This is a genomic window from Rhizobium grahamii CCGE 502 (genome assembly GCF_000298315.2).
In the GTDB taxonomy this organism is placed as follows: Bacteria; Pseudomonadota; Alphaproteobacteria; order Rhizobiales; family Rhizobiaceae; genus Rhizobium; species Rhizobium grahamii.
Map to the genome: position 1 here is coordinate 55,693 of NZ_AEYE02000028.1, position 12,493 is coordinate 68,185.

General features: G+C 55.3%; 12 protein-coding genes. 10 read left to right on the forward strand and 2 right to left on the reverse strand.

Annotation, left to right across the window (positions count from 1 at the left end; genetic code table 11):
* The first annotated feature begins 8 nt into the window (after positions 1-8).
* The 6 genes from RGCCGE502_RS21720 to RGCCGE502_RS21755 all read left to right on the forward strand — a co-directional run bounded on the left by RGCCGE502_RS21720 (position 9) and on the right by RGCCGE502_RS21755 (position 5,719).
* Positions 9-968 (forward strand): DUF1295 domain-containing protein, encoded by a 960-nt coding sequence (locus RGCCGE502_RS21720; RefSeq protein WP_016556349.1) that lies wholly within the window; start codon positions 9-11, stop codon positions 966-968.
* Positions 965-1,996 carry an SAM-dependent methyltransferase gene (locus tag RGCCGE502_RS21725; RefSeq protein WP_016556350.1) on the forward strand — a complete coding sequence of 344 codons (1,032 nt, stop codon included), beginning with the start codon at positions 965-967 and terminating at the stop codon, positions 1,994-1,996. The genes RGCCGE502_RS21720 and RGCCGE502_RS21725 overlap by 4 nt, the downstream gene beginning before the upstream one ends.
* Positions 1,993-2,511 (forward strand): hypothetical protein, encoded by a 519-nt coding sequence (locus RGCCGE502_RS21730; RefSeq protein WP_016556351.1) that lies wholly within the window; start codon positions 1,993-1,995, stop codon positions 2,509-2,511. The genes RGCCGE502_RS21725 and RGCCGE502_RS21730 overlap by 4 nt, the downstream gene beginning before the upstream one ends.
* Before the next feature lie 32 nt (positions 2,512-2,543).
* Positions 2,544-3,068: a lipocalin family protein gene (locus RGCCGE502_RS21735; protein ID WP_016556352.1), complete on the forward strand. Its 525-nt coding sequence runs from the start codon at positions 2,544-2,546 to the stop codon at positions 3,066-3,068.
* Between the two features lie 873 nt (positions 3,069-3,941).
* Entirely contained in the window at positions 3,942-4,217 is a 276-nt protein-coding gene (locus RGCCGE502_RS21740; RefSeq protein ID WP_016556353.1) for a hypothetical protein, read from the forward strand.
* Positions 4,218-5,221: 1,004 nt separating this feature from the next.
* Positions 5,222-5,719, forward strand: coding sequence for a YciE/YciF ferroxidase family protein (locus RGCCGE502_RS21755; RefSeq protein ID WP_016556356.1), 498 nt, complete (start codon positions 5,222-5,224; stop codon positions 5,717-5,719).
* Between the two features lie 234 nt (positions 5,720-5,953).
* Here the strand turns inward: RGCCGE502_RS21755 and RGCCGE502_RS21760 are convergent, their stop codons facing one another.
* Both RGCCGE502_RS21760 and RGCCGE502_RS21765 read right to left on the reverse strand, forming a co-directional pair.
* On the reverse strand, positions 5,954-6,547 hold the full coding sequence (locus RGCCGE502_RS21760) for an alpha/beta hydrolase (RefSeq protein WP_019280272.1): 594 nt from the start codon (positions 6,545-6,547) through the stop codon (positions 5,954-5,956).
* Between the two features lie 656 nt (positions 6,548-7,203).
* Positions 7,204-7,959: an outer membrane protein gene (locus RGCCGE502_RS21765; RefSeq protein ID WP_016556358.1), complete on the reverse strand. Its 756-nt coding sequence runs from the start codon at positions 7,957-7,959 to the stop codon at positions 7,204-7,206.
* A gap of 537 nt (positions 7,960-8,496) precedes the next feature.
* Between RGCCGE502_RS21765 and RGCCGE502_RS21770 the strand changes: the two genes are divergently transcribed.
* From RGCCGE502_RS21770 to RGCCGE502_RS21785, 4 genes are all read left to right on the forward strand, one after another.
* The gene (locus RGCCGE502_RS21770) at positions 8,497-9,702 is read left to right on the forward strand and encodes a hypothetical protein (RefSeq protein ID WP_019280273.1); all 1,206 of its coding nucleotides are present in this window, start codon (positions 8,497-8,499) and stop codon (positions 9,700-9,702) included.
* A gap of 812 nt (positions 9,703-10,514) precedes the next feature.
* Positions 10,515-10,727 carry a hypothetical protein gene (locus tag RGCCGE502_RS21775; protein ID WP_019280274.1) on the forward strand — a complete coding sequence of 71 codons (213 nt, stop codon included), beginning with the start codon at positions 10,515-10,517 and terminating at the stop codon, positions 10,725-10,727.
* 90 nt (positions 10,728-10,817) lie between these two features.
* The gene (locus tag RGCCGE502_RS21780; protein ID WP_341875049.1) at positions 10,818-11,798 is read left to right on the forward strand and encodes a PAS domain-containing protein; all 981 of its coding nucleotides are present in this window, start codon (positions 10,818-10,820) and stop codon (positions 11,796-11,798) included.
* A 6-nt stretch (positions 11,799-11,804) separates the two neighbouring features.
* Positions 11,805-12,176, forward strand: coding sequence for a response regulator (locus RGCCGE502_RS21785; RefSeq protein WP_016556361.1), 372 nt, complete (start codon positions 11,805-11,807; stop codon positions 12,174-12,176).
* Positions 12,177-12,493: the final 317 nt, after the last annotated feature.

Sequence of the window (12,493 nt, forward strand, 5' to 3'; positions counted from 1 at the left end):
TCGAATTCGTGCAGTTTCTCGCGCTCGGCCTGGAGCCAATGGTCTTCGTGCCGATTCTGCGCCGCCCTCGGCTTCCCGGGCTCGCTCCAAACAAATTTCATGAAACGCTGAAGTTCGATGAACCGTTTTGCAGATCCTCCGTAAACGCTTTTGGGTATGCATTCGGCGAGGATCGGAAATTGAATTACCTTCCGTTAGTTGGCATCGCGATCGGAATTTCATTGGCGATGGCGATCGCGTGGATGATCCAGCGGGCAACGAACAGGAGCGGCTGGATCGATTCCATATGGGCATTCACAGTAGGTCTCGCGGGTGCAGCCGCTGCCCTTGCATCATATGGGACCTTCCAAAGAAGACTCGCGATCGCCGTTCTAGTCTTGATCTGGTCAGTCCGCCTGGGTTTCCACATTGCCGCGCGAATGCATGGGAAGGACGATGATCCCAGATATCGGAGCTTGATCGATGGCTGGGGAAGCAGCGCCGGATGGCGACTGTTTGTATTCCTTCAGATTCAAGCCGTGGCCGCTGTCGTGCTCACCGTTTCGGTATTTGTCGCCGCCTCTGGAAGCGGCGTGTTCCCTGGCAGGCTCGATATGGTCGCCATAGCGCTTGCCCTGCTGGCCATTGGTGGCGAAGCCCTTGCCGACTATCAACTAGCTCGGTTTCGCGGCACGGTAGAAGCCAGATCGCAGATTTGCGAACAAGGGCTCTGGCGCTACAGCCGGCATCCGAACTACTTCTTTGAATGGCTGTTCTGGTGCTCCCTTCCTGTTTTTGCCCTGCACGGCCCTGCGGTCATTGCCGCCTCGGCGGCCCCCATCCTCATGTATTGGCTTTTGGTGCACGTATCGGGCATCCCTCCACTGGAGGACCACATGGAGCGTTCTCGCGGTGAGTTATTCAGGGAGCTGAAGCGACGGGTCAACTCGTTTTTTCCAGGTCTTCCCAAAGGAGGAGCACAGAAATGAATTTACTGGCACTCGCTATAAATTCCGCGGAGCGCGCTCCTCTCACGGACACACTAGCCAAGGTCGGCATCGCCGCGCTTTGCGCCCGTTCCAATCGCGCGCTCTCGAAGTTGCCGCAGGACCATGAGCCGCGGTTCGCCGCCGCGATGAATGACTTCCCGATAGCGATGCATACGGAAGCAGCCAATCGTCAGCACTACGATATACCGGCGCCCTTCTTCGAGACCGTCTTGGGGTCGCGAAAGAAATATTCATGCTGCCTCTATCCGGGAGCCAACGTATCGTTGGATGAGGCGGAAGAATACGCGTTGGCGGAAACCTGTCGGAACGCCGGAGTGACAGATGGGATGAGAATACTGGAGTTAGGTTCCGGCTGGGGTTCTCTCTCCCTTTACATCGCCAGCAGGTTCCCTAACACGCGCGTTACATCGGTTTCTAATTCCAGATCACAGCGCGAATATATCCTAGGGCGAGGGGTGGAGCTCGGGTTAACGAACCTCACCGTCGTCACCGCCGACGTCAACATGTTTCAAACCAATGAACTCTTCGATCGCGTAGTGTCGGTGGAAATGTTCGAGCATATGTCGAACTGGCAGCGATTACTCGCACAAATCCGCGGTTGGCTGAGCCCGATCGGGAAGCTCTTCATTCACGTTTTTACTCATCGAGCCAGGTCCTACCGTTTTGACCAATCCGATCCCGCCGATTGGATTGCACGCCACTTTTTTACAGGTGGGGTGATGCCGGCGCGAGATTTGCCACACCGTTTTCCAAATCTGTTCGACGTGGAAAACGAAGTGCACTGGTCGGGACTTCACTACCAAAACACCGCACTCGATTGGCTGGCGAACTTCGACAGGGATATTGAAAAGATTCGGCCGATCCTGTCGACGGTTTATGGCCCCCGCCATGCATCCCTGTGGCAGAGACGCTGGCGGTTGTTCTTTCTTTCGACGGCTGGCCTATTCGGATTTGACAATGGATCGGTCTGGGGCGTCGGCCAATACCTTATGGCACCGGTAAGATGACCGAAGGGCAACCAGAACCAGATGCCCTTACCGGCAACACGATGATGATTGCCTTGATCATTTTGGCAAACAAGCCGTTCTATCCAATCTACGTCTGGCTGTTTGTAGGATCCGGATTCGTCCTGTCGCTCGTCACTCTCGCCTCGCTACCTCTCTTTGCGGCGGTAGCTTTCCTCGCCAAGAGGTCCGACATCTGGGGACGGGCTGCCCTCCCGATTTTAGGCACACTTGATACGACCCTCATATCCCTCCTCTTCGGCAAGGGGTCAGGTACTATGCTCTTCTTCGCGCCCTGGATGATGTTGGCCAGCCTCTCCTTCCGAGCTGGCGAGACCAGAATGCAATACTGCATCGTTGTCCTTGTCTTGGTCGCTTTCGCTTGCACCTGGCGGCTGGTGGGGGGAGCCGCGTTTGCCTGGACCGGCGCGCAAATCGAGACCTTATTGAACATAAACGCCCTTTCGGTCGCATGCCTGATGACCCTGATTGGCCTGCGATATGTGCCTCGAGGTTGAAGGTTCTGCCAACGCATGCCACGGAGAAAGCGATGAATTTGATATCAGCGCGATATTTAATAGCGCCGATTTTGGCTAGCTTAGCATTCTGGAACGCGCAGGCATCAGCAGCTGAGCGTAGTCTTCGAATTGGTCTCGATCACTACAGTGGCACTTGGCTCGAGGTCGCGCGGCGTCCGATGGCTCTGACAGATGGATGCGTAGCAGGCTATTCAACATACAAGCGAAGCGGTGCGTCCGCGGTCTCGGTTGAGGACGGCTGCCGCGTGGGAAAGCCAACTGGCAAGCTTCGACAAGTTCACGGCGATGGACGAATTTTGGATTATGGCAATACGAACGGGGCGATGCGTGTAAGATACCCGTTTTTTATCGTTTACGAATACCAAATTCTATACAAGGCTGCCGACCAAAGCTGGTTCATCAGTGCGGACCCGCAAAGGTACAATCTCTGGATATACTCCCGGCGCGTTCCGAATTCCGCGGAGCTTCGGCGAATGGTGTCGAAAGCCAAAGAACTGGGCTACGATGTTCACAAACTGGAATTCCCGGCCCAATGAGAACGAGCATCGGAACTGAGCCACCACGGCATGCGCCGATCCCTGATACCGGTGGCCGCTTCGGGACAAGGCGGCAGGGGTTCCAGGCTCCGGAAGGAATGGTGAATAGCAGGATTTGCGTCCGGCGGAACACCGGTAGCGTTTCACGCCGCGCCATTCGCCGAATGTCATATCCATTCCAGAACATGGGACACGCTGCGAGCGCTTTGCGCGTCACACCAGGTATTCAGGACCGGTAAACTACTCCTGACCTCGTCAATATGCTCAGCACGGCGATTCTTTGCCGGAGAGAAAGCGCATAGTTCAGTAGCGTACCAAAGCGATGGAAGGAATATCTCGAGGACGATCCGGAAATTTGAGCGAGCGCTGCACCTCGCATCATGTAAGCTCTCGACAGGCGTATGTTTGGTTCCGATACCTTCAACGGTATCGCCTCATGGACCGAGATCAGGCTTCGGAGGAATTTCGAGCTGACGTCTCCCTAATCTCTCCACAATGATGGATGCATGTGGGCAAGGATCTTCTGCCAACATTCCAGCGAGAGGCTCGGCAGAACCCCGCCTCCGCTTCTTTATCCAGGATCGCAGCGTAGTCACGTACGTTGCGGGACACTGGGGCGGCAGGGTCACATACACAAGGAGCATGTCATGTCGATACCATTCGAGCCGACTATCCCAGTGCCACCGATGCCGCTCGGCGATCCCCTTATTGATCTAGACCGCATACCAGGCGACCAACAACTGCCCCATCCGGACCAGACGATGGAGACCAGCCAGTGGATCATCGACGATCATCGACAAGCCCATCGGATGCTACGATCAATTCGCCATCCGCGCGGAAATCTATCATTCACGCTCGGAGGTAGGGTCCATCATGACTGAGAGCGGCAAAAAGCAGACTTCTGACCCGGCGTTTGCATCTTCCGAGGCTTTCGACTTTTGGAAATTCGACACCAGTCTCTTCAGATTGTCGGTTGATGAACTCTTTCATTTGATGAAGACGCTCGACGAGGAGGCGTCTGCGGCCGTTGGAGACGATTTCGACGATAGTGAACTATTCGCCCGGATTGAAATGGTGGAAACGCAAATCGAAAAGCGCTACCCAGGTCGAGCGATGACGCCCTACAAGCAGTGGTTAGCGCAGCATTAGCTCCAACGGATGCCAACGTGGATCTGGGGTCCAAAGTTGATCGTAGGGCTTCAACTTTCAGACAAAGAGCATCGCGAGCTGCGCAGAGTTGGACGCAGCCAACAAACCACCTCCGACTCGAGGTAAACACAGTTGCGCACTCGTCACGAGATGCCGGGCTCCCGTCGACCATTCGTAAACGACCTTCGATCTGCCGAGGGTCGCTATCGGCGAGGGCTATCCTTTGGTCCTCTTGAGCCGAGCCACTCACACGTTCGCAACAAATGCTCAGCGTTTTCGTGAGGAGTCGACAGGTAATTGGCATTAGAAATGTATCAGAAGGGTTGCTTTGTTCTCTATCGTACCCACAGCCATTGACAGTTACTGGCGTGGTATATTTCGGGCTCCCTAAGTAAATTGAATTGGAAGCACCGATGCCACGCGTTTCGTATGCGTTAAATATAGTCGACGACTTCCAGCCCCTGTTCGAAGCATTATCGGAGTGGTGCCGGGAGCAGAAAATCAACGCAGATAGCCTCGCGGGAAGTGCCGCAGCGTCAAGATTGTTCGACTTCGTAGATCAAGGCTGTAGTTCGAAAACTCAGCTGCTCGAGGCTATGCGCTCTGAGCTCTCGCACTAGCCGTCTTCCGCACGGCGCGACTTCTCTGGAAAGAGCGGCGTCGATGTTCGGCAGTTTTCGCGACGGCCATCGATCAATCTGCTCCGGCCGGGGGGTCCGGTCGGCAGGCTACAGAAGGTGGAGTTTCCGTTAAAGGAAGTGTCCGCGTGCTGATCTGCGGTCACCGTTCCGATCGATTTGATCATTTGATCCTGGTGAGAAAATAGCGCGCGCAACAAAACGGTTTCGACTTGGAACCATGAGAACGAAGTAAGGTTTGATGAATACCAATCGCACCAGAAAATGGTGCGGCGGGTGCGAGGGTGACACGCTGATCTGCGAATAATTCATCGTGACGCGCTAAGCAAATTCCCAACCCCAACCGACCGAAAAAGGAATTTTCCCATGGCAGAGTCCAAAGACCTCAGTGATCTCCTGTACGAAACCTTGAAGGACATCTACTTCGCGGAAAAGCAGATCCTGACCGCGCTTCCGAAAATGGCGCAAGCAGCCCAGTCTGCTGAACTGAAGGAGGCATTCGAGACGCATGAAGACCAGACTGCGATCCATGTCGAACGCCTTGAACAGGTCTTCGAACTGATTGGTCAGCCCGCCGAACAGAAAACCTGCAATGCGATCCTCGGAATTATCGAGGAAGGTAAAGAGGTAATGTCGGACTTCGAGGGAACGGACGCGCTTGATCCTGGTCTTCTCGCTGGTGCCCAGGCGGTGGAACACTACGAGATCAGCAGGTACGGGACGATGGTAAGCTGGGCGACGTCACTCGGGCTGGACGAAGTCGCCCAGTTGCTCGCCCAAACTCTGGAGGAAGAGGAAGAGACTGATCAATTGCTGACGGAGATCGCCGAGACCACGGTCAACGTCCAAGCTGCGGCTGAATGACAGTCACCATAAGAGTATCCCCTTTGTCCAAAGCACGTTAAAACACGAACACCGGCCGCTAGCGAAAATTGGTGGCCGGTGTCCCCCGGTTTAAAGATCAATTGGCAAGCTTCTTTGTCGCCCTCCCTCCCCATATCGGCAGTCGAACACGATCGCACCATCCTGGCTGTTCGTAGCGCGTCGGAGCACGTTGCGGCGCGCGTGCTATTGTGTTGCCCGCGAGCTGAGCTGCCCCTAGGCGAGGGATTTTTGGAGAAAGGCCAGTGCCCTCCTGGCGCCTGTTTGGGAAATGGTGTGGCCGACGCCAGGTTCGATATCAAGTTCTACCTTGAAGCCTGCAATGCGGAGTTGCATAGCCGCGCTTGTGGAGGTCGCCGCCGGTATAGACCTGTCATTTTGCCCATGAACCAGGAGAATGGGCGTGCTTTTGCTGTCACTGGAAACCGGTTGTGGCGGTAGCAGTCCAGCAAATGACACCAATGCGCCGATCTGCCATCGTCCTGAGGCAATTCCATCTAGAGCGATAATCGCGCCCTGGGAGACCCCGACGAAGGCTACTCGATGATGAGCCTCCTGAAAGCCTTCGGTTTTCAAAATGCCGTTGATCAACGCATCGAAAGCACCGCGAACAGTCCGGATTCGATCCGGGGAGAGCGGATTGCCCTCAACGCTGAACCATTGGTGACCTTGGCTACGAAGGTAGGGTGCGTTAGGCGTGGCGAAGCGAGCGTCGGGCAATGTGGATCGCCATGAGGACGCCAATGGCAGGAGTTGGCTGCCCGAGGCTCCAATTCCATGCAGGAAAATGACCAAGATTTTCGCGGACATCAAACCTCGTTTCAGGATTTCATTACAGTTTTTTGCCGACCCCATTGGAAAATAGGCGCGAATAAGTCTCTAAGTCTCGTAGATGACGTTTCAGGCTTGATTGTTGGCCCTACCTGTCAAACTGTCCCGTCGGGCAGACGCTCTCAGCCACGCGCCAGCGGCACGTCGTGGTCTTTTTTACGCCGCTGGTTCCATGGGAGAGCATAGCGTGCGTCGCAACATCTCGCCGTCGTTGGCCCAGCTGATAAACGTTTTAACCACCGGCTTGTTCGCGTACGGTGGCGAACAGAGGTTTAGCAGGCGTTGCCCGGAGCTGGTGCAGGCGGTGCGCCGCACCACAATTGCCAGATAACGCGGCCTCATCGAAAACATTCAACCGGTCATTGGATATGACGTCTTAGGTCCTCTGCCAGATGGCGTCACACTCATCCGCGTCCTGATGGTGGGTCGCAACAAGCTGCGGCAGAAAAACTGAAGTTGGGAACATTGGGCGCTTTTGCCTAACGGCCTGAGCACGCACCATAGGGTAGTTGACACCGTAACTTGCGACCAAGCTGAGGTTGCGGTGGCTGAAGCTTTCATTGCAAAGGGCCCGCCGATCCAGTTTCTGACGAGCCCAACGGTCTACATTGCGGCTGAGATTACGCGCGCAACGATCAGAACTGCTTGCGGAAGCCGATCGTTACGGAATTGCTGGAGAAATCCGTGCTCGACGTAGTGCCATCACGAGCAGTGAGATCGAAGGTATCCGCCGCGGTGTACCTATATCCAACTTCAAACGTTGTATTCTGAAACAACGACGTATTTGTGAACAGTCCCAGCCCCTGAATGTCGATACCGACACCTGCGTCGAGATGGTAGGCAAAAGCCGTGTCGCTGTCGTCCATCAGTGTCGCAACACCCGCAACGCCCTGTCTGCGCAGTTCCAGGTTCATAAAGCCAACGCCGCCTCCGACGTATGGTTTGATAGCGCTAAAAGCGCCGCCGCCCTGCGATAATGGAATGTCGATAAAGCCGTTGACGTAGCCCTGAAAGGTCCGAGCGTCACCAAAGGAGTCGATCGAGTCGACAGTCCCTAAGCCCGCAACGCTGTGCTCGTCGACGGACGCTGTGCCGTACCCTAGCTCAAGTTCGAGCCTTGGAGACACCCAACCTGCCGCTCCGAAATCATAGCCGGCACGGAGCGCGGTGTAAAAACCGACGTCGTAGTCGGTCGACACTCTCACGCCAAGAACATCAAAGCCGGTGTCATCAAGGAAGTTAATCGTGCTGACGCTGCCGATGTAAAAGCCCGACGTCGACGGGGCAAGAACCGGCTGTTCAGTTGGAGCAACCAGATCGGCAGCTTGCCCGGCCGACAAGGACACGGTCGATAAAAGGACTGCCGTCAGAAGATAAGTGCGGTAGCGCATGTGCGGGTTCCTCGAATAAGTGCTAATTTAGTTCGAGTTAAAACCTAAGGCGTTGCGGCCTTAGTGAACACCCAAGCCTGGCAAGAAAGACAGCAATCGCAGGCGGTATTCACCTTCATGTTGCATAGTTGCCGCAACTCCACTTCTCTGCGTGGTCTCTCGCCAGGCCCGAGCGCGAATAGGCAACGGCTCGCCGGCCGTGGTATCGATATCCGCTTGCTGCTCCAGCCCAGAGTTGGGGTAGCGCTAAGGAGGACCGTAGTGGTCGCAGCCCGCCGACGGCAACAACAGATCCCGGGATAGACCTTCGGAATCCACCGTGACCCGACCATCGCACCTGCCAAACCGGTTTCAGGCAGCGTCGTACTGCCAGTCATACTGACAGTTTCCCCTATAACCGTAGAAGGGATTGCAACCTTCGGGCGCGTCGCGCGCTTGCCCTTAGCAGGACGCTTTTTGGGCCGCTGCTGGACGCACTCTGTGCGATGGATGACGGGAACCAAAGCTGAAGCGGCTTGTTAGGCGAGCGGGAAGGAGATGAACGCCCTTCTTTGTTTTCCTCGAACGAAAGCCCCGCCTGCTCCAATTCAGGCGGGGCTTTTTCTTTTTTCATCAGAGCTAATAGCCAGAAACCATCGAGCGGAGGTTCAGGAGCATGTATGTGTGCGACGTGAAGCTGACGAGAACCTGGCCTTCAACGCGCCGACTGAGCCCTACCCTGCGAGCGGTACCGACTCTTCGGGCAATCCGGCAATAGGGCTAGGCGGAATCGAGCTAAAATACCCCTTAAGTTGCTGGCCGGAGATGATGATTCCGGCGCGAAATGGCGCACAATGCACCGATCGAAAGAACCTTGGGGTGGGGTACTCAGAGGAGAAGAACGTGACTTTGGCAACCTTGGTAACGAAAGCACTGTCGAAGGATTCCACATACGTCTTTGGCCGGTTTCACTCAATCCGAATCGCTTACAGTGCGGCGCGCCGAGCGGCAGAGTATTTCCAACCACCTCAATGGAGAGCAGGCACGTGGAGCTTCCCGACGCTCTTTCCGGCTGCCGATGTTCCCGAGATTGTAAAGAGCATCCGCAAAGAGGCTGTGTTTGTTGGTCTCAACCTTCCCGCCTACGTCGTGGAGGAAATCAAGGAATTCGCGTTACGCCAGCCTTTGCATGCGATCTACGATCCGAATGGCCCTACCTTCCGTTACTCAGACGTTTCGGACGGAACAGCAGCTGACGGCAGGCGCATGCCGGTTGGTGGGGTTTCGAACCCGGAACGCTGTCCAGCGGTTCAGAGGCTGATTGATGACCCGGTTTTGCGTTCGATCGTCCGCGAGTACTTCGGACACGAACCCCGAAAGATCATAGCCTTACTTCACTGGAGTTTCGGCTCACCTATGGACGATGAGGAAAGACGTCACCTGAAGCATATCGTCATAGACTACCATTATGATGTTGATGGCTACAATCTCCTATACGCCAGCTTCTATATTACCGACACGGATCGCTATTCCGGTGCACACGTGATGATGAAGCGCTCACACAACCGAAAGCCCCTAAGGATGCTGATTGGCTCGGTTCGCGCAAGTGTAGATGCCGTGTACAAGTATTTTGGCAAAGAAAATGAAATCATCATTGAGGGTCCAGCGGGCACCGGGTTCGTCCAAGACACATCTTGCTATCATAGAGCTTCCCCACCAACGCGAGGCGACCGCCTAATGCTGGCCATACGGTTCATTAACTAAGCGAGATCTTTTCAGCGCCCCAGACGGTATCGTGTCTGGGCGTCGAACTCGGGACGCGGCGTGGGGTCGAGAGATCCTCGGCCAAGGGCTGCGTTAAATCAGTCCTTGGCCTAAGCTCCAAGCTCTGCGGAACCGATCCTCTCGGAATGAGTTTATCGCCGTGCTCGCCCATCGAGCATCCCCACCTCTGACTGCCTCGCTTCTTATTGCGTACGTGCGGGGCATTTTTTCTCTGCAGTGAACGCTTTCGAGTTTCTGTGTAGGACTTTGTACCTATACCGAGCTCCGTCCAGGCGGCCGAAGCCATCGGCTCTATCATTGGCCGCAAAGCCCGGTTTAGATTGAGAGAGAATTATCGCCCGTTGTGGAGTGTCCTACGTCGCACGCCGTGGTTATCGATCAGCAGAGCGCCAGATATCGCGTCGAACCGAGCATCACCAACGGAGGAAAAAGGGCCGTTGTTGATTTGCACACGAGGCTTCCGGCGATAGTGGAAGGTGTCGCGTTGACCAGCCTTTCGAGCCGCGAGGCTAATGATCTGGTTGCATTGATGAACAGCCGGGAACGTCGCGCAAACAGCGCCACGTCTAACTCTTAAGCCTAGGGACGGTGACCACGAGGAAGCTCAGGCGGGTGTCGTTCTTCGGCTTTCCGTAACCTGTAGGACTTTGGTCCCAGTTACCCGAACGGGCGATGAGGGTAAAAATAAAACAGCCCCGGTTCTGCTGCAATGGGAACTATTTGCCGCCCGAACAGTTCGGAAGCTTCCAATTCCAACTCGCGCGCTTAGCTGCTGACTCGAGGACTGTGTATTGACGGATGACAATGTCACACCCCGCTATTACCTAGCAAGAAGCAGCACGTTTGTTGGGTTATGGTCGGCAATCGATACTTTTACAGGCTGGCCGGTGGTCGTCCGCGACGTCCCCCTTGATGCTCTATCACACCAAGAGGCAATCGATCTGGTCGATCTCATGAATGACCGGGACCTTCAGGCCCGGGAGATCCTCAAGCGCTTCGAATGACCTTTCCCCCTACAACCGCGTGGCAATCCTTGCCAAACCCGCCCGTCGTAGTAATTAATTAGCATGCCCGCGCTCTCCGGTGGACGTTGAATGATGATGTTAGAAGACCTGTACCGTTTGTTGAGGATGGGCCATGTTCAGGCGCAAGGGATCGTCGATACGATGACCCAGCCGGTCGTCGTTCTGGATCATGGCATGTGCGTTACGACCGCAAACCCCGCCTTTATAAAGTCCTTTGGGGCCGAGCGGGATGACATCATCGGACAGAACTTCTTCCAGCTTGGCGACGGGCAGTGGGACATTCCCGAACTGAAGCTGCTTATTTCCGAGGTTATTCCTAAAGCGGCGGCTGTTGTCGGCTTTCAGGTAACCCATGACTTTCCCACAATTGGCAAGCGAACCTTCCTCGTTGATGCGCGGCGACTTGTTCATCCCGACGACAACAGCACGAGTATTCTTGTCATCTTCGACGACGTTACGCAGACCCAGCGTCACGAAGCCGAGCAAGATTTCATCATTTCGGAAATGCGGCATCGAATGAAGAACCTCTTTGCCGTCGTGCGGGCGCTAGCCAATGAGACACAGGCGGAGGGTCAGACCGTTACCGAATACCGTGACACCTTCCTTGCGCGGCTCGATGTAACACTCCGCGCCCAGGAGATAGCCGCGTCTGCCGAGGCCATCGATTTTGAAACGCTTGTTCGGCGATCGGTTGGCTCTTTAGCTGCAAATCGGCTCAAGTGCGATGGACCATCGGTAACGATCACGGCATCAAAAGTTGTCTCGACGAGCATGATATTTCACGAACTGGCGACCAATGCAGCGAAGTATGGCGGCCTGGCGACCGACGGCGGCAGACTGCAACTGACGTGGTCGGTGGAAAATGGACCGAGGGACCGAACCTACTTGAAATGCGAGTGGCGCGAGGTGGACGGACTGCCCGTGAAAACACCAAGCCGAAAAGGATATGGCAGCGAACTGATCGAAGGAATGATCGCCCATCTTGGCGGATCAATGGAACTCAACCTCCTCCCTGAAGGTTTAGCTGCGACCTTTAACTTGCCAATGTAGACCGGCATGAACGCACCTCCCGCAGATGTCGAACGCAGAACGGTTCTTGTCGTCGAGGACGAATATCTCCTTGCCATCGAACTGAAGCGCGCTTTGGTTGGGGGTGGGTTTGAAGTGCTGGGACCAGCGGGTTCAGTAAATCATGCCTTGGATCTCGTAAGTAAGAAGCGCCCTCATGCGGCCGTCCTTGATGTCACTTTAGGCAGTGAGACAGTGTCGCCCGTCGCACTGCACTTGAAGTCGTTAGGGGTGCCGTTCATCCTCGCAAGCGCCGTCTCTCCCCGCGAGCTTGCTCGTTACCCCATTTTTAGCGGCGTTCTGAACTTGGGAAAGCCAACCGATCTAGGTCACCTTGTCAGGGTTATGCAAAGTCTGTGACCGGCAGTACGGACAAAGACCAGGTCCAATACGATATGATGCACGCCCCTGGGCTTAAGAGCCTGCCATTCCCTGAACGGGTCCAACACTTCCATTTTCGGCCCTGAACGTCTGCAGCAATACAAGCGTCGCAACCTCATCAGCTTCCACCAAACGGGAGTAGCCAACAACCTATAAATCCAATCTGCATTTCGTTCCCTCTCGCAACAGGTAAAGACCCAATGGACGGAGTGGAGCTGAGAAGATGCAAGTTTCTCAGGGCCCCACTGTGCCGTGCAGCGCGAGATTCTTGGTTTCGTTGTATTCGCTGGTCATCC